Genomic DNA, 21360 nt, shown 5'->3' on the forward strand with positions numbered 1-21360 from the left:
TACCTTCCCCCCAACGCGCATCCGGCGTCAGACCGGGCAATCCAGGCGCGGCCTTTAGGAAGAGAAGGGGAAGTTCGCCTATGACGATCGTTTACGGCGCTATCCTGTGCGGCTTGATCGCCGTGCTCTATGGCCTTTTCACCAGTAGCCAGGTGCTGCGAGCGCCCGCGGGCGACGCCAGGATGCAGGACATCGCCTCCGCCATCCAGGAGGGGGCCAAGGCCTATCTCGGCCGGCAATACACCACCATCGCCATCGTCGGCGTGATCGTCGCGGTCGTCCTGTTCCTCACCCTCGGCATCCTCTCCACCATCGCCTTCCTGATCGGGGCGGTGCTGTCGGGCGTCGCCGGCTTCGTCGGCATGAACATCTCGGTGCGCGCCAACGTCCGCACCGCGGAGGCGGCGCGCAGCAGCCTGCAGGGCGGGCTCACCCTCGCCTTCCGCTCGGGCGCGATCACCGGGATGCTGGTGGCGGGGCTCGGCCTGCTCGCGATCGCCGGGCTGTTCTGGTATCTGATCGGTCCCGCCGGCCACGCGCCCAACGACCGGCCGATCATCGACGCATTGACCGCGCTCGCCTTCGGCGCCTCGCTGATCTCGATCTTCGCGCGTCTCGGCGGCGGCATCTTCACCAAGGCGGCCGACGTCGGCGCCGACCTGGTCGGCAAGGTCGAGGCCGGCATCCCCGAGGACGATCCCCGCAACCCCGCCGTGATCGCCGACAACGTCGGCGACAATGTCGGCGACTGCGCCGGCATGGCCGCCGACCTGTTCGAGACCTATGTCGTCACGCTCGGCCTCACCATGGTGTCGATCGCGCTGCTGGTGAAGGCGAGCTCCGCCGAGCTGCTCGCGCTGATGAGCCTGCCGCTGATCGTAGGCGGCGTGTGCATCATCACGTCGATCATCGGCACCTATGCGGTCCGGCTCGGCAAGGGCTCGATCATGGGCGCGCTCTACAAGGGCTTCTGGACGACGGTGATTCTCGCCGTCCCCGCGATCTATCTCGCCACCCGCTACACGCTCGGCGACATGAACGCGGTGATCGGCGGCGCCGGCTTCCTCGATCCCATGAGCGATGCGCTGACCACCGACGCCGCGCTCGGCGTCGAAGCGGGGGGCCCGAGCTTCACCGGCATGGACCTGTTCTGGTGCATGATGATCGGGCTCGGCGTCACCGGCCTGCTCGTGTGGATCACCGAATATTACACCGGCACCAACTATCGCCCGGTCAAGTCGATCGCCAAGGCGTCGGTCACCGGCCACGGCACCAACGTCATCCAGGGCCTCGCCGTCAGCCTCGAATCGACCGCGCTGCCGACGCTGGTGATCGTGGTCGCGGTGGTCGCCACCTACCAGCTCGCCGGCATCATCGGCGTCGCGTTCGCCGCGACCTCGCTGCTGGCGCTGGCCGGCATGGTGGTGGCGCTCGACGCCTATGGTCCGGTCACCGACAATGCCGGCGGCATCGCCGAGATGGCGGGCCTGCCCGACGAGGTCAGGCACAAGACCGACGCGCTCGACGCGGTCGGCAACACCACCAAGGCGGTGACCAAGGGCTATGCGATCGGCTCGGCCGCGCTCGCTGCGCTGGTGCTGTTCGGCGCCTACACCACCGACCTCAAGGAGTTCTTCCCGGACATCACGGTGGACTTCTCGCTGTCGAACCCGTTCGTGATCGTCGGCCTGCTGCTCGGCGCTCTGCTGCCCTATCTGTTCGGCGCGTTCGGCATGACCGCGGTCGGCCGCGCCGCCGGATCGGTGGTGGAGGACGTGCGCGAGCAGTTCCGCTCCAACCCCGGCATCATGGAGGGCACCAGCCGTCCCAACTATGCCCGCACCGTCGACATCGTCACCCGCGCCGCGATCAAGGAGATGATCGTGCCGTCGCTGCTGCCGGTGCTGAGCCCGATCCTGGTCTATTTCCTGATTACGGCGGTCGCCGGCCAGGGCCAGGGCTTCGCGGCGCTCGGCGCCATGCTGCTCGGCGTGATCGTCTCCGGCCTGTTCGTCGCCATCTCGATGACCTCGGGCGGCGGCGCCTGGGACAATGCGAAGAAGTACATCGAGGACGGCAACTACGGCGGCAAGGGCTCCGACGCGCACAAGGCGGCGGTGACCGGCGACACGGTGGGCGATCCCTACAAGGACACCGCCGGCCCGGCGGTCAACCCGATGATCAAGATCACCAACATCGTCGCGCTGCTGCTGCTTGCGGCGCTGGCGGCGGGGCAGGCCGGCGGCTGACCCGTCCGGCGAAAATTGAAAGGCCCGTCCGGAGCGATCCGGGCGGGCCTTTTCATAGGAAGATCGAAAGGCCGGTGGCGATCGCCTCGAATCTGTCCGGATGAACTGGATCGCGCTCCTGCGAAAACAGGAGCACTGGTGTCGCTTCATCTCGACCGGACGGACTCCAGACCCGACCTCATTTCACCGCGACCTTCGACGCTTCCGGACGGGCCGAGAACTTCACGCCCTCGGTCGCCCAGGCCTCTCGGGTCTTGCAGACGCGCGGCTTCATGATCGAGCCGGTCGTGACCTCCTTCGCGATCACGCAGATCTTGTCGCCTTCGGTCTTCACCTGGAAATTGGAGGATGCCGGCCCCTCCTTGTCGCGCGCCATTGCCGGCGCGGCCGCCGCGGCGAGACAGAGCGTGGCGGCGATCCCGGCGGCAAGGGCGGCACCGAACGGACGAAGTGAAGCAGACATGGAAACCTCCTCTGAACTGAACGTTCGGGCTCATCACCCGCGTCCAGTGAGATGCATTCCCCGTGCCAAATGCCTCCATTCACGCAGGATCAACTACTTAGCTGGAAGGGCCCGGCCATTCTTGCCAAGCCTTGGCGCTGGTCCCCGGTTTCTCGCACCCGGAACTGAACGAAAATGGACGAATGCTGTCCGGACCCGGACAGCCAAGTCATCCGCCGAGTCCCCTCTCCGCTTCCCTTTTTGCCGTTCAGGGAGTAAGGGGCGCCACCCATTTGCACCCAAGAGGTTTTGTTTGGCCAAGGAAGAACTGCTCGAAATGCGCGGCCAGGTGGTCGAGCTCCTGCCCAATGCGATGTTCCGCGTGCGGCTGGAGAACGATCACGAGATTCTCGGCCACACCGCCGGCAAGATGCGCAAGAACCGCATCCGCGTGCTCGTCGGGGACGAAGTGCTGGTCGAGCTCACTCCCTATGACCTGACCAAGGGCCGCATCACCTATCGCTTCATGCCGGGCCGCGGCGGGCCCGGCCCGCAGGGCTGACCCGCGTCCTGAGCGAACCGCCCGCACTCGTTCTCGCCTCCACCTCGCCGCGCCGGCTCGAGCTGCTCGCGCGGCTCGGCATCACGCCGGCCCGGCTCGCCGCGCCCGACATCGACGAGACACCGCTCACGGGCGAGCTGCCCAAGGCCTATGTCCTGCGCCTCGCCGAGGCCAAGGCCCGCGCCACCGAGCGCGCGCCGGGCGAGATCATCCTCGCCGGCGACACCACCATCGCGGTCGGCCGGCGCATCCTGGAGAAGCCGCATGACGAAGCCGACCTGCGCCGGATGCTCGGCCTGCTCTCCGGCCGGCGCCACGCCTGCCTCTCCGCGGTCTGCGTGATCGACCGCGACGGCCGCGCGCGGCTGCGCCTCTCCCAGACCGTCGTCGCCTTCAAGCGCCTCAGCGACGCCGAGATCGACTGGTACGTCGCCAGCGGCGAAGGCATGGGCAAGGCGGGGGGCTATGCCATCCAGGGCCGCGCCGAGGCGTTCGTGCGCTTCCTGTCCGGCAGCCATTCGGGCGTGGTCGGCCTGCCCGTCTACGAGACACGCGCGCTGCTCAGCGCCGCGGGCTTTCCGCTTGGCTGAGTGGCTGGTCGAGGCCGGCATCGGCGAGACCCGCGCGGCGCTGGTCGAGGGCGATCGCATCCTGGAGGCACGGATCATCCCCGACGGCGAGCTGGTCGCCGGAACGGTGGTGGAGGCGCGCCTCGTCGCCCGTGTCCCGGAGCGGGGTCAGGGCATCGTCGCCTGGGACGGGCACGAGGCGCTGGTGTCCCCCCTCCCCGCCGGCGTCACCGAGGGCGCGCTCGCCCGCGTCGAGATCGTCCGGCCGGCCATCCCCGAGCCCGGCAAGCCCAAGCGCGCCCGCGCCCGCCCCAGCGCCAGCGGTGCCGAACCCGTGCCACCGCCGCCTCTCGACGGGCATATGCTTCGCCATACGGACCCCGATCTGCTCGAGACGGCCGGATGGTCCGAGCTGCTCGAGGAGGCCGCCACCGGTAGGGTCGCCTTCCCCGGCGGCGAGCTCCGCATCGCGCTGACGCCGGCGATGACGCTGATCGACGTCGACGGTACGCTCGCACCCGCGCCGCTCGCGATCGCCGGCGCGCGCGCGGCGGCCGAGGCGGTCCGCCGCCTCGACATCGCCGGCTCGATCGGTATCGACCTTCCGGCTGGGGCCGACAAGGCCGTCCGCCACGCCGCCGCGGAAGCGATCGACGCCGCGCTGGCGCCGCCGTTCGAGCGCACCGCGGTCAACGGCTTCGGCTTCGTCCAGATCGTCCGCCCCCGCCGCCGCCGATCGCTCCCCGAAATCCATGCGATGGAGCCGGCGCTCGCCCACGCCCGCGCGCTCCTCCGCCGCGCCGAACGCACGCCCGGCGCGGGCGCGCGGACGCTTACGGCGCATCCGGCGGTGATCGCCGCGATCGCTCCCGGCTGGAGCATGGAGCTGGCCCGCCGCCTCGGCACCGAAATCGTCTTGCGCGAGGACCCGTCGCTCACCATGTCGGGCGGGCATGTCCAAGCCCAATTCGCGTGATCTCTGCCCGCTGTGCGGCAAGCCGACCGAAGCCGGATTCGCGCCCTTCTGCAGCCAGGGCTGTCGTGACCGCGATCTCCTGAACTGGCTCGGCGAAGGCTATCGCCTGCCCGGCCCGCCAGCCGATCCGGGGCTAGACAGCCCCGAAAGCCGCGACTAAAGGCGACGCTCTTTCGCGGCATGTCCGTGAATGCCCAGGTAGCTCAGTTGGTAGAGCATGCGACTGAAAATCGCAGTGTCGGCGGTTCGACTCCGTCCCTGGGCACCATGGCCCTGACCGCGGCCATTCGTGACGCCCGCACCTCCGAGAGGCTGTCGAACACCAGGCGCTTGGGTTCGCCCCGCTTCACCTCGGCCATGACCATCCGGACGGAGCGGTGCATCGCGCCACGCACCAAGCCCCGCGCCATCGCGACCGTTGCGGAAGGCGAGCGCCGACCCTAGAACCTACCCATGTTGGCAAGGACGGCCGCCTGCTTGGGAAGCGGCCGGACAGGGGAGAGCGCACGTCATGAAACCTGCCTTCGGAATCGCGCTCGCATCGCTGCTCGTTGTCCAGGGTTTCGCACCGCTGCAGCCAACCGCCGCCGCGCCGCGCTGGGAGCGGCTGTTCGATGGCCGAACGCTTGCCGGCTGGACGCCCAAGATCGTCGGCGAAGCTGCCGGCGAGGACGCGCGGCGAACCTTCGTCGTCAAGGATGGCAAGCTCCAGGTCTCCTATGCCGGATACGATAAGTTCGCGGGCAGGTTCGGCCATCTGTTCTACGATCGCCCGCTCCGCTTCTTCCGGCTGCGCCTGCGCTACCGCTTCCTCGATCCGGGCCTGCCCGACGCGCCGACATGGGCGCGCAGCAACAGCGGCGTGATGCTTCTGTCGGAGAACCCGCGCGACATCGGGCATGACCAGAGCTTTCCGGTATCGATCGAGTTCCAGCTGCTGGGACGCGACGGCGATAAGCCACGGCCTACGGGCGCGGTCTGCACGCCGGGAACCGACGTCGACATCGGCGGCAGGCGCGCGGCCGAGCATTGCACGCCGTCGAGCGGGCCGACGATACCCAACGGCACCTGGGTGCAGGCCGAGCTCGACGTGCTTCCTTCGGGCGAGATCGTCCATCGGATCAACGGCAAGGTCGTGCAGCGCTATACCAGAGCCAGGCTCGATCCGACCGACCCGGTTGCCAAGAGCGCCGTCGCCCGCGCCGGCAAGGACCTGCGCCTGACCCAAGGCTATATCGCGCTCCAGAGCGAGGGGCATCCGATCGAATTCGACGCCGTCGAACTGCAGGTTCTCGACAAGCAAGGCGGATCGACACCGGCTTCATGATCCGGCGGCGGTCGCGGCGAATCTTCGCGACGGGCGGTTTCGCGACGGTCAGCCTTGGGCGGGCGGCAGGAAACCGTTCAGCTGACGATTGGTCTCTTCGTGGTTCCGACCAACTCCGCGCAGCGTGCGTTTTGGACGCAGAGCCCGCGGCAGCCGCTTCGATATGTCCGTTGAACCTCCACGAACCGCAACCGCTGCGTCAGGCCCTACGACCCATCCTCCGCCCCAACAGGACCATGCCACCGAGCCCCGCCCCACCAGCGGCGGCGATCAGCGCGTAAGGCGGCCGGTCGCCGCCATTTGCCGGCGCGGCCTGCGCAAGTTCGACCGGCTGAGCGTCAGGTTTCGAGCCCGCTTCGCCTGCCTGATCGGCGGGAAGGAAGCCATCCTCGGTCAGCGTCATCGACGCCAGGTCGACCCCCATGCCCCGGGCGCCCTGAGCCGCGGCGCGGCTGACCGCGTTCAGCTGCTGGCGGTTGCCCTTCGCCTGCTCGACAGCCCCCGCCAGCAGCAGCGACTGGACGAGGAGCGATTCCGCCATCTCCTGCTTGGCGGCATCACCCGCATTGCGGAACTCGGGAGAAGAGCCCATCGACTGCATCACCTGCCGCCGCACCGAAGCGGTCGTGGCGTCGCTCACGTCGCCGGACAGGCCGCGGCTCGCCTGCCAGGCATTGATCCACCAGACGGTATAGGCGTCGGCGACGTTGTCGACGCTGAGGCCATATTTCGACAGCTCCGGACGCATCCGTTCGATAATGTCGCCCTGGGCGAACAACTGCGCGAGATCGTCCGCGCCCTTCGGATCGGCGGCGCGGCTCTTCTCGACGAAATGCGCGAGGTTCCGGGTTCGACGCTCGCGCGACGGGGTATAGCGGAAACTGGCGGGCCGCGGCGCTTCCAGAGCCGGCATGGCAGCGGACGGATCCTGCCGCGACATGCTGCGCAACGGCGCCGCCGAACGGGTTGTGTTGGCATGGGCCTGAAGCGCGATCCGCGGCCCTTCGTAAAGCATCGGGCTGATCATCTGGGCTTGGGCAACGCCCGGGACGGCAAGCAAGGCGAAGCAGATGGGTGCGATCATCTTAAGCGACATTGCACGTCTCCTGAACCCCCAAGACCCGAATAAGCAAAACGCCGGGCGAAGTCGATGCTTCGCCCGGCGAATTGCGACGAAATGCCGGCTTCCTTAGCCCTTGCGAGCCATGGTTGACAGACCTTCGCCGATCGTCTTGATCATGTTGGTGGTCGACTGCATGATATAGCTGAATTCCTGCGTCGCCACCTGAAGATCGGTCATCGTCTGGGTCGACTTGTTGTCCTTCGACTGCGAGTCGTAGGTCTGCGCCAGCGACTGCATTTCCTCGATCTTGTTGTCCATCGAGGACGCCATCACCTCGGCGATCGCGCGCAGCCAGTTGCCGCTGCCGACCTTGCCGTTGCGCGAGCCCTCGGTCTTGGCGCGGTCGCTGCCCTCACGCGAGGCGGTGAAGAGCTTCTCGGCGATGTTCTCCGCCTGGTTGGTCAGCTCGCGGGTGAGAGCGCCCTGCGCGGCGGCCGTCATGCCGTAGTTGCCGCCGATCTGCCCCACCGCATCACCGATGCTGAGCGGCGAGCCGCCCGCGGCGCTGCTGAAGGCCGTCTTCGCCATGTCGATGACGCCCTGCGGCAGCCCGAGCTTCTGGCCGAGGCTCTGAATGATCTGCTGGCCGACCGCCTGCATGACGACCCGCGCCGCCAGCGACGCCCAGCCAGCCGGCCCCATCGCGACCTGTGCCAGGCTGATCGGGTTGAACAGCGATCCCGTAAGTCCGCTCCAGAAGCTCATGACCGTTTCCTTTCCCTTCCCGAATTTCGCGCTCCGTGCGGGGGAGCGGGCCGGTTGCGGCCGATCACCGCTACGTCCTGGAGAATGGCGGATTTGCTCGAGGGATGCGCTCAGCGATTCGTTTAGATCGGCTAATCGATTCGTTTAGTTTTGTTCATTCCAGCGGCAGAAACAGCAATCCCGCCAGACTGTTGAGCTCGCGGACGCCGTCGAGCTCGAGCTTGCGGATCGCGTTGTTCATGTGCGTGCGCACCGTGTTCTCGGTCATGTTGAGCAAGGTCGCGATGTCGCCGTTGGCGCGCCCCCAGCCGAGGAAGCGCAGCACCGCCGCCTCGTTGCGGGTCAGCGTCTGGAGCGCGGCGACATGGTGGACGGGGACGCGCGCGCCGGAGACGGTGAACTCGCCGATCTGGAGCTCGCGCGCATGGGCCTCGCGCCGCGCCTCGGATTCGCGCAGCAGGCCGACGAGACGTTCGAGCTCGGCGGTATCGGTCACGCCCTCGCCGGGCATGGCCGGACCGGGTGCGGGATGCGGTGCGTGGCTCGTGTTCACCGCCCCTGCCCCGTGCGTCGGAGCACGCCGCCGGCGATCTCCGGACGGCTGGAGAGGTCGGCATAGATCGCCTCGGCCAGCAGCGGCAGCGTCAGGATCACCACGAAGCACGCCGCCACCGCCTTGATCGGCAGCGACAGCGAGAAGACGTTGAACGACTGAGCGAAACGGTTGAGGAAGCCCAGCCCCGCGTCGATCACGTACAGCACGGTGAGCGTCGGCGCGGCGAACAGGAAGGCGAGCGTGAAGAGGCGGCCGAACTCGCCCTCGAAATACTGGACGGCACGCAGGTCGAGCGCGATGCCGCCGGGGCCGAGCGGCCAGATCAGGTAGCTGCCCATCACCGTGCCGACCAGCAGCGTGAGCCCGCCAGCGGTGACGAACACGACCTCGGCGAAGCGGCTGAGCAGGATGCCGGTGAGCGAGGTGGTGTTGCCGCTCAAAGGATCGACGAGCTGGCCGATAGTGGCGCCGACCTTGGTGTCGATGATCTCGCCGGCCGCGGCCATCGCCCACATCACCGTGCCGAAGAACAGGCCGATGATGCCGCCGGCCGCCGCCTCCTTGAGCGCCATCGTCGCCCAGCCCATCGCGCTGAGGTTCGCCGGCGCGAAATCGGGCCGGAGCGCGAGCGCGACCAGGCCGAAGGTGACGATGATGCTGTTGCGGACGGTCGCCGGCATCACCTCGCGCGAGAACACCGGGACCAGCACGAAGGCGAAGGCGAAGCGGGTCGAGGCGACGCCGACCGTCAGCAGCTGATCGAGCCACGGGATCGACTTGAGCAGCGGGACGCCGACGCCGGGCGGCACCGCCTCGATCATCGCCCGACCCCCGCCAGGCCGGAGAAGATCGCGTCGGTATAGCCGTACAGCGTTCCCGCCATCAGGCCGGCCGTCACCAGGATGCTGATCACGATCGCGAAGAACTTCAGCGTATATTGCAGCGTCTGCTCCTGAAGCTGCGTCGCCGCCTGAAGGATCGCCACGAGCAGGCCCACCACCGACGCCGCGATGATCGGCGGCGCCGACAGGAGCAGCACCAGCCACAAGGCTTCGGTGGTCAGGCGGACGAGATCGTCGCTCATGGGGCGCGCCTCGAACGGATCGATATTTGAGGGGTTGGTTGACATCCACCCCCTTCCCCATTGCCACCCCGGACTTGTTCCGGGGTCCACTCATCGACTTCGCCAGGCGATAGAGCCTCTTGCACAGTGCAGACGGCACGACGGACCCCGGAACGAGTCCGGGGTGACGCTGGAAGAGACGCCCGGCCAGCCGACAGAGCAAAATATCGATCCACCCTAAGCATAGGACAACACCAGCCCGTGGCTGAGCTTCACCCAGCCGTCGACCAGCACGAACAGCAGGATCTTGAACGGCAGCGAGATGGTGACCGGCGACAGCATCATCATGCCCATCGCGAGCAGGATGTTGGAGATCACCATGTCGATCACCAGGAACGGCAGGAAGATGAGGAAGCCGATCTGGAAGGCGAGCTTCAGCTCCTTGACCACGAACGCCGGGATCACGATCACGAAGTCGCTTTCCCTGAGCGTCTGCGCGGTGCCGGGATCGCCCAGCCGCTGCTGGGTGCGCAGGAAGAAGGCGCGCTCGCGCGGATCGCTGTGCTTCATCAGGAATTCGCGCAGCGGCTCCTTGGCGCGGTCGGCGGTGGCGAAGATGTCGCCGGTGCTCTGGAGCGGATTCTCCTCCGCGCGCGGCTCGCCGGGCATGGTCGGCGCGGAGACGGGGCTCTCGACGTTGGCGGCCGCGTACATCTTGTCGAGCGTCGGATACATCACGAACACCGACAGGATCAGCGCGAGCCCGTTGAGCACGATGTTGGGCGGCACCTGCTGGAGGCCGAGCGCGTTGCGGACCAGGCTCAGCACCACCGCGATCTTGGTGAAGCTGGTCACCATCACCGCGAAGAACGGCGCGAGCGCGATCAGGACGACGGTGACGAGCGCCGAACCCGGCGTGAAGGCGGCGAGGTTCACGCGCCGGTCTCCGTCTCCGGCTCGGCGGGTTCGACGTCGACCAGGTCCGCCCGTTCCTCGATCAGCACGGCGAAACGATCGCCGAGCCGGACCAGCTCGCCCTTGGCGAGCAGGCGGTCCGCCACCAGCAGCTCGACCGCCAGCCCGTCGGTGAAGGGCCCGAGCGGCAGCGTGGTGCCGGGCCTCAGCGCCGCGAGCGTCGCCGCGCTGGTCATGCGGTCGGGCAGCCTTATGCTCAGCGGCACCGCGAAATCGGATGCCCTGCCGGGGCTCGGCGAGTCGGATTCGGACATCGATCCTCCGTGGACGTGAAGCGCGAACAAGCCCGAAGCGAGGTCGAGCTGGCCGGCGACGATGCCGCCGTCGCCGCGCTCGATCCTCGTGCAGGGGCGGGCGTCGACCAGCACCAGGTCGCCGCCGCCAAGCCCGCCGGCTTCGGCAACCGACAGGCGCGGTCCCTGGACGAGGCAGCGCAGCACGACCGGCAGCGCATCCGCCGGCGGGACGACGGCGCGGGCCCGCTCTTCCCAGCCGGCCCGCGCCGGGTGGTCGGGCGGGACGGCGACGAGGCCGCTCGTCCCCTCGCGCGCGAACGACACCAGCACCGCGCGCTCAGGCTGGTCGGGCGCGAGCGCCTCGGGTTCCAGCGGGAGCTCCAGCGCGGCCTCGAGCGCTGCCAGCACAGGTTCAGCCCTGTCGAGCAGCGCGACCGCATCGCCGACGCGCGCTTCGTCGAGCAGCGCACGGCGTCCCTCGCACCGCAGCAGCGTGAAGCGGAGCCCGTCCGCGGTGACGAACCAGTGCGCCGCCTGTGGCCGGCGGACGACGGCCGCATCCAGATCCGCGCTTCCGATCAGCGTGCAGAGCACTTGGCCGAGCGCCGCCGCGTCCGGATCGACCGCCGGCAGCTCCGTCAGCGCGTCGAGCGCGGCGCTCGCCATCATCCCTCCACCCGCGACCGGGGCGGCAGGGCGGTCTCGGGCCAGCGCGCCAGCAGCGTGATCGAGCCGGTGGTGACGCCGACCAGCATCGTCTCGCCGCGCGCCTCGATCAGCACCACCCGCTCGCGCTGGCCGAGCGGCATCGAGCGCAGGAAGCGGATCGGCAGCTCGCCTTCGCCGCCGCTGGTGACGCCGAGTTGGCGATCCTGGAGCTTCTTGAGCAGCCAGATGACGCCCCAGGCCATGCCGAGCACCACCGCCAGCGCGATGACGATCGCCAGGATCGACGAGACCACGGCTCCGATACCCATGTCGCTATGCTGGTCCTTTCATTCGGGATGGTCCGTCAGGATGCGGGGGCGAGCGCCGGGCGGCGCGGCTGGGCGGAGTCCATGTCCTGCCACATCGGCGCCTCGCCGCTCCTCGCCTTGCCCGCCCACAGGATGATCGCGGCAATCGCGTCGAACATGTCCTGCGGCACGATCTCGCCGATCTCGCCGCGCGCCCAGAGCTGGCGGGCCGCGGCGACGTTGCGGATGATCGGCACGCCCGCCGACTCCGCCTCGGTGCGCATCGCCGCGGCGAGCGCGCCCGCGCCCTTCGCCGCGATCACCGGCACCGGGCAGCTCTCCACGTCATAGTCGAGCGCGATCGCGATATGGGTCGGGTTGACCAGCAGCGCCGCCGATCCGCGCGTCGCGCCGATCGCGTTCTGGTTCGCCCATTCCTGGTGCATCTCGCGCCGCATCGACTTGATCTGCGGGTCGCCCTCGTCCTCCTTGTACTCCTGCTTGATGTCGCGGCGGCTCATCTTCATCTGCTTGATGAACTTGTTCTTGGCGTAGATCCGGTCGCCGACCGCGACGAACAGGAACACCGCCACCACCATCGCGAACATCTGCAGGGTCAGGCTGTAGCTCTGGCCGAGTACCGCCATCGCCGCGGCCGGCCCGCTCGCATCGACCGGCGACGCGCTCGCCAGGCGGATGAGCTGGCCCGATCCCGCCAGCGCGCTGCGGAACACCAGGTAGAAGATCGCGCAGATGAGGCCGACCTTGATCAGCGTCTTGACGAGCTCGAACAGCCCGTCCTTGCCGAACATGCGCTTCAGCCCCTCGATCGGGTTCAGCTTCTCCAGACCGAACTTCATCTTGTCGGTGGTCATGATGGGACCGACCTGGAGGAATTCGGCGACGGTCGCGAAAAAGGCCACCGGCACCAGCGTGATGAGCGACACGCGGACCAAAGTGGCGAACGCATCGCGCCCGACGATCGTCGCGGCCTGGTCGAACGGCACCGTGGTGGCGATGGCGAGCGTGTCGGTGGCGAGCCGCGCCAGCTCGCTCGCCACATAACCCGACGCGAGCACGAACAGCACCAGCCACGCCAGCGTCAGCAAGCCGGCGCTCAGGTCCTTCGACTTGGCGACGTCGCCTTTCTTGCGCGCATCCCGAAGCCGCTTGGGCGTCGGCATCTCATTCTTGTCGGCGCCGTCGTTCTTCTGGGCCATGCGCTCTTTTGTCTCCAGCAGCCGCCATCGATCGATCGGTGCTTCGCACCGCCGATCTCATCGACTCCTCCACTTCATCAGCCCGAGCAAGGCCGAGACATCGCGCACCAATACACGGCGCGTTACTGTCGATGTCGGTGAAACGCCGTTCGTGGGGCGGAACAGCGACTCACAGGACGAAACGATTCAGCAATAAACACCATCAAGTCAATCACGTTTGTACGACGATCTGACGGGTACTCATGTAACTCTTATGACAAAGAACAGAATCCCGCAGGATTCCGCACGACTCCTAATAGTATACTGATCCTCATTTCGGATGCGAAACGCTCCCTCCCCCCAGAAAGGTTCCACGCGACTCACACACTTCGTCGCGTACTTGCCTCGATTCGTCGTATCTCATTGAGAATGATCAAATTTGCACGCGATGACTTGAAACTGAAAAAATTCCCCCGCAGACTAGTTACTGCCGTCGAAACCGGAGCACCGGCGGCAGTGGGGCATCGTTGTGGCTTCTCCGATCACAGTCGGAGACTGCGGAGCGATGCAGATGAAGCTTGGTTTCGATATACGATCGGCGACGATTCTCGTCCTGGGTTTCGGTGCCGGTCTTCTTCCTTCGGTTGCCAGTTCCAGGGATAAGCCCCCGCCCCCGCCGCCCTGTCCGCTGACGGCGACGCTGCGCATCGCCGATGCGGGCTCGCTCGCCGGGGTGCAGTCGCTCGTCCAGTGCGGTCCGCAGCAGATCGTCACCGCGCCGGCGTCGCCGGCCGACTATGTCCCGCCGGCCAATCTGGAGATCGCGCCCGACCGGCCGGCGATCCGCCGCGCGGTCGTACCCGCGGCGACGCCGACTCCGTCGAGCGGCGTCCGAGTCGCGCACATCAGGCCGAAGCGGCAGGAGCCGGTCGACCTCGCCGCAGCGCCGCTGGTCAACGTGGGCCCGCTCGACGCCGAGTCGATCCTGTCGATGCGGCCGGCGAGCTACACCACGCCCTATGACGCGATGATCGGCCGCGTCGCGCAGCGCCACCGCGTCGATCCGCTGCTGCTGCACGCGGTGATCTCCCAGGAATCGCGCTATCGTGCCAACGCGACCAGCCCGGTCGGCGCGCGCGGGCTGATGCAGCTCATGCCGGGCACCGCGCGGGAGCTCGGCGTCCGCTCGGTTGCCGATGCGGAGAGCAACGTCGACGGCGGCGCGCGGCTGCTGCGCCGGCTGCACCAGCGCTACGGCGACTTCAACCTGACGCTCGCCGCCTACAACGCTGGCGAGGGCGCGGTGCGCAAATACGGCAATCAGGTGCCGCCCTACCCCGAGACGCAGAACTATGTCCGTGCGGTGATGACCAACTACAACCAGCTCGTGTCCGAGCAGGGCGTCGCGACCCGCTGACATGGCCAACGCGCTGCCCTTCCGGCGACTGCGCCTGCCGATTCGCACCTCCGACGTCCTGCTGGTCGGCGCGCTGGTGACGGTCGTCATGCTGATGATCCTGCCGATGCCGCCGCTGGCGCTCGACGTCTTCATCGCGATCAACATGACGGTCGGCATCCTGCTGCTCCTGAGCGCGGTCTACATCACCAAGCCGCTCGATTTCTCGACCTTCCCGACGGTGCTGCTGCTGTCGACGCTGTTCCGGCTCGCGATCAGCATCTCGACCACGCGCATGATCCTGACGACGATGGACGGCGGCGCGATCATCCAGCGCTTCGGCGAGATGGTGGCGGGCGGCAACCTGATCGTCGGGCTGGTGGTGTTCCTGATCATCACCGTCGTCCAGTTCATCGTCGTCTCCAAGGGCGCCGAGCGCGTCGCCGAGGTGGCGGCGCGCTTCAGCCTGGACGCGATGCCGGGCAAGCAGCTGTCGATCGACAGCGACTTGCGCTCCGGCATCCTCAGCAAGGACGAGGCGCGCGAGAAGCGGCGCACGCTCGAGCTGGAGAGCAAGCTCCACGGCAGCCTCGATGGCGCGATGAAGTTCGTGAAGGGCGACGCCATCGCCTCGATCGTGATCGTGCTGGTCAACCTGCTCGGCGGGCTGGCGGTCGGGATGCTCTACCACGGGCTGTCGGCATCGGAGGCGGCGGCCACCTTCTCGATCCTGACGATCGGCGACGGGCTGGTCGCGCAGGTGCCGGCGCTGTTCTCGGCGATGGCGGCGGGTCTGCTCGTCACCCGCACCACCGACGAGGACCGCGACCGCGACCTCGGTCCCGCCATCGCGCGGCAGATCTCGGGCAAGCCGCACGTCCTGCTGATCGCCGGCGCGCTCTCGATCCTGCTCGGTCTGGTGCCGGGCTTCCCGACGCTCGTGTTCTTCGCGCTCGCCGCCGCGCTGCTGATCGGCGGCACGCTCTCGCATCCGACCTCGGGCCGCTGGGTGCGCGCGCGACTCGGCATGGAGAGCAGCGGCACATCCGCGGCGATCGCCGGCGAGACGACGATCGAGGCGCAGGCGCTGCCGCGGCTCGATCCGCTGCGGCTGACGATCGGCACGCCGGCCGACTCGCCAGCATTCGCCGCGCTGGCGGACCGGGTCCGCACCGGCATCGCCGCGCTGCAGGAGCGCAGCGGCGTCGCCGTCCCGGACCTGCGCATCGTCGCCGACACCGGCCCGGCGATGCCGGCCGGCGGCTGGGCGCTGGTCGCGCATGACGCGCCGCTCGGCGGCGGCGTGGTCGAGGACGACGATTTCGCACCGCGCGTCGCCGGCCAGGTCGCGCGCCTCCTGGAGCGCAATCTCGGGCTGTTCCTCGGCCTCCAGGAGGTCACCGACCAGCTCAACCGGCTCGGCGAGAGCCATCCCGAGGTGGTCAAGGAAGCCGTGCGCGCGGTGCCGACCGGCCGCATCGGCGAGGTGCTGCGCCTGCTCGTCGAGGAGAAGGTGCCGCTCAGGAACTTCCGCGACGCGGTCGAGGCGATCGGCGAGGTCGGCCAGTACGAGCGCGAGGCGATCCCGATGGCGGAGCGCGTCCGCATCGCGATGCGCCGGCACCTGATCGCGCCACTGTGCGTCGCCGGGCGCCTGCGGGTGCTGATCGTCGGCAGCAACCTGGAGGAGATCATCCGCCACACGCTGACCCCGGTCGACGGGCAGATGCGCCTCGCGATCAACCCGCATCAGATGCGCGCGCTCAACGCCCTGCTCGCCGAGCAGGTCGAGGCGAGCGGCGCGCGCGCGATCCTGACCGCGCAGGACCTCCGGCGGCCGCTGCGGCTGCTGATCGCCGGCGACCTGTTCGACGTCCCCGTCATTTCGTTCAACGAGCTCAATCCCGCGGTGCCGCTCGACATCGTCGGCGAGCTCAATTCCGCACCAGAGAGCCTGGCCGACCAGGCGCAACGAGAGTTTGCCGAATGATGCGATTCCCGCGGCGTTCCCTGCTGCTTGTGGCCTCGGCCGTGCTGGCGTCGTCGACGCCCGCGCTGGCCGACACGCCTCCCTTCCCCGAGAAGACCGTCACCCTCACCGCGCGCAACCAGCGCGTCGATGCCGCCATCGCCGACCTGTTCGGCCAGGCCGGTTTGAGGGTGAAGACCAGCTCGGCGATCAACGGCAAGATCAACGGCGTGTTCGTCGGCACGCCGAGGACGATCTGGGCGCAGCTCTCCCGGGCGTTCAACCTCGTCGCCTATTACGACGGCGCGGTCGTGCGTGTGTACACGGGCGGCGAGATCCAGTCGAAGAGCTTCGCCGCCGCCGATCCGGCGACGGTGGTGCAGGATGCACAGCGGATGCGAATCGTCGACGGGGCGAACTCGGTCGCGGCGAGCACCAATGCGGTGAGCGCGACCGGCGTCCCCGCCTTTCTCGACCGGGTCGCGCAGCTGGCGGGATCGGGTGCGAAGCCGGCGATGATCCCCGCGTCCGCCACCGCCTCGACCGCGGGGGTCGTGTCGCCGCTGCTGAACGGCCCGGCGGCGATGGGCACCGTCACCGCGGCGCCGCTGCGTTCGCGCGTGCTGACCGCCGCCACCGCGCGCTCGCCCTACGAGGTGCGCATCTTCTACCTGCGCTACGCCCGCGCCGACGACACCATCCAGAAAAGCTACGACCGCACCGTCGTCATCCCCGGCGTCGCCTCGATCCTGCGCGGGATGATGGGCGACGGCCGTCCGTCCAACACCGTCTCGACCAGCGGCAATTTCGACATCCAGCGCCAGTCGATGCCGCGCCTCGGCGGGCGTGGGCTCAACGCCGTGCCGCCCGACGAAGCGCAGCGCAGCTTCGACCAGCAGGGCACGCCCGGCTTCGACACCGTCGTCGTCGAGAAGGCCGAGCCGCGCGACGTCAACGGCCCGCGCGTCGAGGTCGATCCGACCAACAACGCGGTGCTGGTCCGCGATCGCCCCGAATCGATGACCGTCTACGAGGACATCGTGAAGGCGCTCGACGTCGAGCCGCGCGGCGTCGAGATCGAGGCGACGATCATCGAGCTCGATACCAACCGGCTCAAGGACCTGGGGCTCGACTTCGGCCTTCGCACCGGCGGCTTCGCGGCCCTGTTCGGCGGGCGGCAGTCGAATCCCAGCGACAATTTCTCCGCCCCGAATTTCGGCGCGACCTATCTCACCGGGGGGCTCGACCTGTTCGCGGTACGCATCACCGCGCTGGAGAAGGCCGGCGTGCTGAGCGTGGTCTCGCGCCCGCGCCTGTCGACGCTCAACAACATCCCGGCGGTGTTCAACAACCAGGTGCAATATTACGTCCGCGTCGCCGGCGACCGCCAGGTCGACCTGTTCCCGGTCACCGCCGGCATGGTGATGCGGATCAACCCGTCGATCCTCTACGACGGCGGCGAGCTGCGTACGCGCCTGGCGATCGAGATCCTGGACGGGTCGCCGAGCGGAATGATCGTCGACGGCATCCCCGCGGTGAAGCAGTCGAGCATCAACACCAGCGCGGTGGTCAAGCAGGGCGAGAGCCTGCTGATCGGCGGCATGACCGTCGAGACCAACTACGACTACAAGTCGAAGGTGCCCGGCATCGGCGACATCCCGCTCGTCGGCCAGGCCTTCCGCAAGCGCAGCAAGGGCACGCAGCATATCGAGCGGCTGTTCCTGATCACGCCGCGCATCCTGTCGCAGCGCCAGACGGTCGCCGCGAACGGCGCCGCCTTCGAACCCACCGCCCAGACCCAGCCGATCCCGCTCGAGCAGCTCGAGGCGCTGGGCAAGAAGAAGCGGAGGGCGAAGCGATGAACGCGCCGTTCGCCCCGCTGAAGCTCGGTACGGTGGTGCTGCGCGTGCTGAACGGGCGCCTCGAAGGCGCCGAGCACCGCCTGCACCCGGGCAAGTTCGTGCGGGTCGGGCATGGCTTCGACCATGACATCGTGCTGCGCGACGCGTCGACGCGAGGGCTGTCGCTCGAGCTGCATCTCGGCAACGACGTGGCGACGGTGCGGGTGGCCGCCGGCCAGGTCGGGCTGCTCGGGCGTCCGGTCGGCGCGGGCGAGGAAGCGGCGCTGCCGGCCTATGTGCCGATGATGCTCGGCAGCTTCGCCGTCGCGATCGGCGATCCAGGCTCCGAACGCTGGGAGGAGACGGCGCGCCTCTCGACGACGATCGCGCCTGCGGGGGAGGCAGCCACGCCCGTCGAGTCGCAGCGCGCCGCGCTGACGGAGCGGGTGGCGACCCGCTTCTATCCGATGCGCGACGCGCTCTCGATCGAGCGGCGCTGGCCGGTCTATGCGATGGTCATCGCCGCCGCGCTGCTGCTGGTCGCGCTGGCGGGGCCGACCGCCCGCTGGATCGGCAGCCAGCTCCACAATCCCGATGCCGACCGCGCGGTCCTCGCCGCCTCCGGCTTCAGTGCGCTCAAGGTGAGCGAGAGCCCGAACGGGCCGATCATCACCGGCATCGTCAAGGACGACGCCGAGCTCGCGCGGCTGCGCATGGTGGTCGCCGAACGGATCGGCCGCGCGACGATCGACGTCGATTCGATGCAGGCGCTCGCCGCCTCCGCCACCGACCTGCTCCGTACGCAGGGCATCGACGGCGAGGCCAGGGCGATGCGCGGCAACAGCCTGCTCGTCACCGCCGAATATCTGCCCGGCGACCGCCAGGCGGAGCTGGCGAAGCTCATCAAGACCGACGTGCCCGGCATCACCCGCGTCGCCTTCACCACCGACAACGCGCGCGGCGACCGGGACCTGCAATATTTCTTCTCGGGCTCCGAATACGGCCTCGCGACCTTCGTCGACGGGTCGCCCGGTTACATCACCACCGCCGACGGCACGCGCTGGTTCGCCGGCGCGCAGGTGCCGACGGGGCACAAGATCATCGCCATCGGCAACGGCCGCGTCAGCTTCGAGCGCGACGGCCGCGTCGAGGAACTCATCCTGGGGAACGGGACGCCGCCCGCCCCGGGAGTGGCATCTGAGACGGGCGGCACAGCCAAGCAAGGGACGCAATCATGACGAACCCGATCAACAGCGCGATGTCGCGCTCCATCGCTTCGATGGGGCTGATGAACTCGAACGAGATCCACGAAGGCGGCCAGAGCAACTGGTTCGAGGCGTTCGCCAACGCCTGGGGCAAGGCGCTCGATACCCAGGCCGACGTGATCACCAACCAGGCCGACGTCGTCTCGCAGGGCGGCGACAAGCCGTCGGACATCACCGCGCTCACCACCGAATCGATGCGGATGAGCTTCATGGCGAACAGCTCGCACACCTCGCTCGACAGCGTCTCCAAGGCGCTCGAGACGATGGCGCGGAAGAGCTGATCATGAGCATCGAAGCAATCGCCGCCGCCGCTTCGGCGCTGGCCGGCGGCGGAGCCGAGGGTCAGCGCGCGATGGAGCTGCTGCCGCCCGGTAGCGGCGGGGCCGGCGCGATCAGTCCGCAGGCCGAGGCCCGCTTCCAGCAGGCGCTGGAGAAGCTCGGCGGGGTCGAGGGCACGGTGCCGGTCGGGTCGCTTCCGGGACCGCTCAAGGGCATGTTCGACGCGCTCGATCAGGTGAACGTCCAGGCACGATCGGTCTCCAACTATGCCGAGGCCGCCGAGGCGAGCGGCGGCCAACTCACGCCCGGCGAGATCGTGCAGCTCACCATGAAGTGCCAGGAGTTCATGTTCCAGGCGCAGCTCACCTCCAACATCGCCAACCGCAGCTCGGACGGCGTGCAGCAGTTGTTCAAGCAGCAATGAGCCGCGCGCTTCGCCTGGCCGCCCCCCTGCTGCTCGGCCTCGCCGTGCTCGGCGGGTGCAGCAGGCAGGAGGTCTACGGCAAACTGACCGAGCCGGCGGCCAACGAAATGATCGCGGTGCTGAACCAGGCCGGCATCACCGCGAGCAAGGTCCATGGCGAGAAGGACACGTGGAGCGTCGCCGTCGACCAGGCCGACTTCGCTCGCGCGGTCGAGACGCTGCGCGCCCATGGCCTGCCGCACGAGCAGTATGATTCGCTGGGCTCGGTGTTCAAGAAGGAGGGGTTCACCTCGACCCCGCTCGAGGAGCGCGCCCGGCTGATCTACGGCCTGTCGCAGGAGCTCAGCCGCACGATCAGCGACATCGACGGCGTGGTCCAGGCGCGCGTCCACCTGACCATGCCCGAGGCCGATCCGCTGTCGCGCGAGGCCAAGCCCTCGGCCGCGTCGGTGTTCGTCAAGTACCGCACCGGCTTCGATCTGCGCAGCCAGACCGGGGCGATCAAGTCGCTGGTCACCAACGCGATCGACGGTCTCACCTATGACCGGGTGTCGGTGGTGATGGTGCCGGCACAGACGCTGCCGGTGGTGCAGCCAAACGACGATATGATCTCGGTGACGACGCTGGTCCGCGTGCTCGCCGGGATCGTCGCGACGCTGCTGCTGGTCTTCGCCGGGCGCGCGCTGTGGCGGATGCGGCGACCCAAGGCCGGGTTGCCCGACACGGTGCGGCCGTGAACGGGACGGAGCGCCGCCGCCGCTACGCCCTGCTCGCCGAGGCGGCGAGCGACTGCCGCGGCGCGCGGTTCGCCCGGCGTCTCTCAGGCACGGAAGGGCCGCGCTTCGCCGATCTCGCCAAGGTCCCCGACTGGCTGACCGAACCGCCCGAACGGCAGGAGCGGATCGCCTGCCTCGCCGCGCTGCTGCGCCATCGTCGCGCGATCGATACCGAGCTTTCGGGCCCGCGGCTGGCGATGCTCGCGGCGACGGTGGGCGAGGACCTCCTCGACGCCGCCTGCGAGATGCCGCTGTCGCCGCCGCTCGACGACGCGCCCCTGCCCACGCCCGACCAGCTCGTCGCGGAGGGCCGCAGGCTGCTCCATGCCGGCTTGCCGGGCCCCTTCGCCGACCGCTTCCCCGGCGCGCGTGACGATGCGCAGGCGCGCGCGTTGACGATGAGCGCAGAGAGCATCGCGGCGGTGCTGGCGTGAGTTCCTGGTCACCCCACTTCCCGTGCTCCTGCGCAGGC

Annotated in this window: 24 protein-coding genes and 1 tRNA gene; 15 read left to right on the forward strand and 10 right to left on the reverse strand. The window is 68.7% G+C overall.

All coding sequences use genetic code 11. The features are described from left to right. Positions 1 to 80 precede the first annotated feature (80 nt). Entirely contained in the window at positions 81 to 2249 is a 2169-nt protein-coding gene (locus ACMGER_RS00985) for a sodium-translocating pyrophosphatase (protein WP_436810262.1), read from the forward strand. A 178-nt stretch (positions 2250 to 2427) separates the two neighbouring features. On the opposite strand, the gene ACMGER_RS00990 is transcribed toward ACMGER_RS00985, so the two are convergent. Then, positions 2428 to 2712 carry a hypothetical protein gene (locus tag ACMGER_RS00990; protein WP_436810263.1) on the reverse strand — a complete coding sequence of 95 codons (285 nt, stop codon included), beginning with the start codon at positions 2710 to 2712 and terminating at the stop codon, positions 2428 to 2430. A gap of 292 nt (positions 2713 to 3004) precedes the next feature. On the opposite strand from ACMGER_RS00990, the gene infA reads away from it, so the two are divergent. From infA to ACMGER_RS01020, 6 genes are all read left to right on the forward strand, one after another. Beyond that, positions 3005 to 3253 (forward strand): translation initiation factor IF-1, encoded by a 249-nt coding sequence (gene infA / locus ACMGER_RS00995; protein WP_325489830.1) that lies wholly within the window; start codon positions 3005 to 3007, stop codon positions 3251 to 3253. Between the two features lie 8 nt (positions 3254 to 3261). Then, positions 3262 to 3843, forward strand: coding sequence for a Maf family protein (locus ACMGER_RS01000; protein WP_436811635.1), 582 nt, complete (start codon positions 3262 to 3264; stop codon positions 3841 to 3843). Beyond that, positions 3836 to 4798, forward strand: coding sequence for a ribonuclease (locus tag ACMGER_RS01005; protein ID WP_436810264.1), 963 nt, complete (start codon positions 3836 to 3838; stop codon positions 4796 to 4798). The genes ACMGER_RS01000 and ACMGER_RS01005 overlap by 8 nt, the downstream gene beginning before the upstream one ends. Then, positions 4776 to 4958 carry a DNA gyrase inhibitor YacG gene (locus ACMGER_RS01010; RefSeq protein WP_436810265.1) on the forward strand — a complete coding sequence of 61 codons (183 nt, stop codon included), beginning with the start codon at positions 4776 to 4778 and terminating at the stop codon, positions 4956 to 4958. Before ACMGER_RS01005 ends, ACMGER_RS01010 begins: the two co-directional genes overlap by 23 nt. Before the next feature lie 32 nt (positions 4959 to 4990). Beyond that, positions 4991 to 5066: transfer RNA gene (locus tag ACMGER_RS01015), tRNA-Phe, on the forward strand. Positions 5067 to 5309: 243 nt separating this feature from the next. Beyond that, a complete protein-coding gene (locus ACMGER_RS01020; RefSeq protein WP_436810266.1) occupies positions 5310 to 6125 on the forward strand; it encodes a 3-keto-disaccharide hydrolase in 816 nt (271 codons plus the stop codon). Between the two features lie 199 nt (positions 6126 to 6324). Here the strand turns inward: ACMGER_RS01020 and ACMGER_RS01025 are convergent, their stop codons facing one another. The 9 genes from ACMGER_RS01025 to ACMGER_RS01065 all read right to left on the reverse strand — a co-directional run bounded on the left by ACMGER_RS01025 (position 6325) and on the right by ACMGER_RS01065 (position 12959). Continuing rightward, the gene (locus ACMGER_RS01025) at positions 6325 to 7221 is read right to left on the reverse strand and encodes a DUF6683 family protein (protein WP_436810267.1); all 897 of its coding nucleotides are present in this window, start codon (positions 7219 to 7221) and stop codon (positions 6325 to 6327) included. Positions 7222 to 7314: 93 nt separating this feature from the next. After that, complete coding sequence (locus ACMGER_RS01030; protein WP_436810268.1) at positions 7315 to 7953, reverse strand: hypothetical protein; 639 nt, start codon at positions 7951 to 7953, stop codon at positions 7315 to 7317. Between the two features lie 154 nt (positions 7954 to 8107). Continuing rightward, on the reverse strand, positions 8108 to 8506 hold the full coding sequence (locus ACMGER_RS01035; protein WP_436810269.1) for a helix-turn-helix transcriptional regulator: 399 nt from the start codon (positions 8504 to 8506) through the stop codon (positions 8108 to 8110). After that, positions 8503 to 9330: a type III secretion system export apparatus subunit SctT gene (gene sctT / locus ACMGER_RS01040; RefSeq protein WP_436810270.1), complete on the reverse strand. Its 828-nt coding sequence runs from the start codon at positions 9328 to 9330 to the stop codon at positions 8503 to 8505. The genes ACMGER_RS01035 and sctT overlap by 4 nt, the downstream gene beginning before the upstream one ends. Continuing rightward, positions 9327 to 9593 carry a type III secretion system export apparatus subunit SctS gene (sctS, locus tag ACMGER_RS01045; RefSeq protein ID WP_436810271.1) on the reverse strand — a complete coding sequence of 89 codons (267 nt, stop codon included), beginning with the start codon at positions 9591 to 9593 and terminating at the stop codon, positions 9327 to 9329. The genes sctT and sctS overlap by 4 nt, the downstream gene beginning before the upstream one ends. A gap of 216 nt (positions 9594 to 9809) precedes the next feature. Then, positions 9810 to 10508, reverse strand: coding sequence for a type III secretion system export apparatus subunit SctR (gene sctR, locus ACMGER_RS01050; protein WP_436810272.1), 699 nt, complete (start codon positions 10506 to 10508; stop codon positions 9810 to 9812). Continuing rightward, positions 10505 to 11449 carry a FliM/FliN family flagellar motor switch protein gene (locus ACMGER_RS01055; RefSeq protein WP_436810273.1) on the reverse strand — a complete coding sequence of 315 codons (945 nt, stop codon included), beginning with the start codon at positions 11447 to 11449 and terminating at the stop codon, positions 10505 to 10507. Before ACMGER_RS01055 ends, sctR begins: the two co-directional genes overlap by 4 nt. Beyond that, positions 11449 to 11760: a flagellar biosynthetic protein FliO gene (fliO, locus tag ACMGER_RS01060; RefSeq protein WP_436810274.1), complete on the reverse strand. Its 312-nt coding sequence runs from the start codon at positions 11758 to 11760 to the stop codon at positions 11449 to 11451. Before fliO ends, ACMGER_RS01055 begins: the two co-directional genes overlap by 1 nt. A 35-nt stretch (positions 11761 to 11795) precedes the next feature. Beyond that, entirely contained in the window at positions 11796 to 12959 is a 1164-nt protein-coding gene (locus ACMGER_RS01065; RefSeq protein ID WP_436810275.1) for an EscU/YscU/HrcU family type III secretion system export apparatus switch protein, read from the reverse strand. Positions 12960 to 13509: 550 nt separating this feature from the next. Between ACMGER_RS01065 and ACMGER_RS01070 the strand changes: the two genes are divergently transcribed. Genes ACMGER_RS01070 through ACMGER_RS01105 form a run of 8 tightly spaced genes read left to right on the forward strand, consistent with a single transcriptional unit; the run spans position 13510 to position 21322 of the window. Continuing rightward, positions 13510 to 14355: a lytic transglycosylase domain-containing protein gene (locus ACMGER_RS01070; protein WP_436810276.1), complete on the forward strand. Its 846-nt coding sequence runs from the start codon at positions 13510 to 13512 to the stop codon at positions 14353 to 14355. 1 nt (position 14356) lies between these two features. Further along, positions 14357 to 16324 carry an FHIPEP family type III secretion protein gene (locus ACMGER_RS01075; RefSeq protein WP_436810277.1) on the forward strand — a complete coding sequence of 656 codons (1968 nt, stop codon included), beginning with the start codon at positions 14357 to 14359 and terminating at the stop codon, positions 16322 to 16324. 41 nt (positions 16325 to 16365) lie between these two features. Then, the gene (sctC, locus tag ACMGER_RS01080; RefSeq protein ID WP_436810278.1) at positions 16366 to 18165 is read left to right on the forward strand and encodes a type III secretion system outer membrane ring subunit SctC; all 1800 of its coding nucleotides are present in this window, start codon (positions 16366 to 16368) and stop codon (positions 18163 to 18165) included. Then, entirely contained in the window at positions 18162 to 19382 is a 1221-nt protein-coding gene (locus tag ACMGER_RS01085) for a SctD/MshK family protein (protein WP_436810279.1), read from the forward strand. The genes sctC and ACMGER_RS01085 overlap by 4 nt, the downstream gene beginning before the upstream one ends. Then, positions 19379 to 19690 carry a hypothetical protein gene (locus tag ACMGER_RS01090; protein ID WP_436810280.1) on the forward strand — a complete coding sequence of 104 codons (312 nt, stop codon included), beginning with the start codon at positions 19379 to 19381 and terminating at the stop codon, positions 19688 to 19690. The genes ACMGER_RS01085 and ACMGER_RS01090 overlap by 4 nt, the downstream gene beginning before the upstream one ends. Before the next feature lie 2 nt (positions 19691 to 19692). Beyond that, a complete protein-coding gene (locus tag ACMGER_RS01095; protein ID WP_436810281.1) occupies positions 19693 to 20112 on the forward strand; it encodes a hypothetical protein in 420 nt (139 codons plus the stop codon). Next, positions 20109 to 20849, forward strand: coding sequence for a type III secretion system inner membrane ring lipoprotein SctJ (gene sctJ / locus ACMGER_RS01100; protein WP_436810282.1), 741 nt, complete (start codon positions 20109 to 20111; stop codon positions 20847 to 20849). Before ACMGER_RS01095 ends, sctJ begins: the two co-directional genes overlap by 4 nt. Continuing rightward, the gene (locus ACMGER_RS01105) at positions 20846 to 21322 is read left to right on the forward strand and encodes a hypothetical protein (protein WP_436810283.1); all 477 of its coding nucleotides are present in this window, start codon (positions 20846 to 20848) and stop codon (positions 21320 to 21322) included. The genes sctJ and ACMGER_RS01105 overlap by 4 nt, the downstream gene beginning before the upstream one ends. The last annotated feature ends 38 nt before the right edge of the window (positions 21323 to 21360 follow it).

Source organism: Sphingomonas astragali (assembly GCF_051400615.1).
Classification (GTDB): domain Bacteria; phylum Pseudomonadota; class Alphaproteobacteria; order Sphingomonadales; family Sphingomonadaceae; genus Sphingomonas.

Excerpts from the sequence above, each read along its gene's own strand:
- ACMGER_RS01010 (WP_436810265.1), top strand. The coding sequence starts at position 4,776 with ATGTCCAAGCCCAATTCGCGTGATCTCTGCCCGCTGTGCGGCAAGCCG.
- fliO (WP_436810274.1), bottom strand. The coding sequence starts at position 11,760 with ATGGGTATCGGAGCCGTGGTCTCGTCGATCCTGGCGATCGTCATCGCG.
- sctS (WP_436810271.1), bottom strand. The coding sequence starts at position 9,593 with ATGAGCGACGATCTCGTCCGCCTGACCACCGAAGCCTTGTGGCTGGTG.
- ACMGER_RS01095 (WP_436810281.1), top strand. The coding sequence starts at position 19,693 with ATGAGCATCGAAGCAATCGCCGCCGCCGCTTCGGCGCTGGCCGGCGGC.
- ACMGER_RS00990 (WP_436810263.1), bottom strand. The coding sequence starts at position 2,712 with ATGTCTGCTTCACTTCGTCCGTTCGGTGCCGCCCTTGCCGCCGGGATC.
- ACMGER_RS01025 (WP_436810267.1), bottom strand. The coding sequence starts at position 7,221 with ATGTCGCTTAAGATGATCGCACCCATCTGCTTCGCCTTGCTTGCCGTC.
- ACMGER_RS01030 (WP_436810268.1), bottom strand. The coding sequence starts at position 7,953 with ATGAGCTTCTGGAGCGGACTTACGGGATCGCTGTTCAACCCGATCAGC.
- ACMGER_RS01070 (WP_436810276.1), top strand. The coding sequence starts at position 13,510 with ATGAAGCTTGGTTTCGATATACGATCGGCGACGATTCTCGTCCTGGGT.
- ACMGER_RS01055 (WP_436810273.1), bottom strand. The coding sequence starts at position 11,449 with ATGGCGAGCGCCGCGCTCGACGCGCTGACGGAGCTGCCGGCGGTCGAT.
- ACMGER_RS01085 (WP_436810279.1), top strand. The coding sequence starts at position 18,162 with ATGAACGCGCCGTTCGCCCCGCTGAAGCTCGGTACGGTGGTGCTGCGC.
- ACMGER_RS01065 (WP_436810275.1), bottom strand. The coding sequence starts at position 12,959 with ATGGCCCAGAAGAACGACGGCGCCGACAAGAATGAGATGCCGACGCCC.
- sctT (WP_436810270.1), bottom strand. The coding sequence starts at position 9,330 with ATGATCGAGGCGGTGCCGCCCGGCGTCGGCGTCCCGCTGCTCAAGTCG.
- ACMGER_RS01020 (WP_436810266.1), top strand. The coding sequence starts at position 5,310 with ATGAAACCTGCCTTCGGAATCGCGCTCGCATCGCTGCTCGTTGTCCAG.
- ACMGER_RS00985 (WP_436810262.1), top strand. The coding sequence starts at position 81 with ATGACGATCGTTTACGGCGCTATCCTGTGCGGCTTGATCGCCGTGCTC.
- ACMGER_RS01090 (WP_436810280.1), top strand. The coding sequence starts at position 19,379 with ATGACGAACCCGATCAACAGCGCGATGTCGCGCTCCATCGCTTCGATG.
- sctJ (WP_436810282.1), top strand. The coding sequence starts at position 20,109 with ATGAGCCGCGCGCTTCGCCTGGCCGCCCCCCTGCTGCTCGGCCTCGCC.
- ACMGER_RS01075 (WP_436810277.1), top strand. The coding sequence starts at position 14,357 with ATGGCCAACGCGCTGCCCTTCCGGCGACTGCGCCTGCCGATTCGCACC.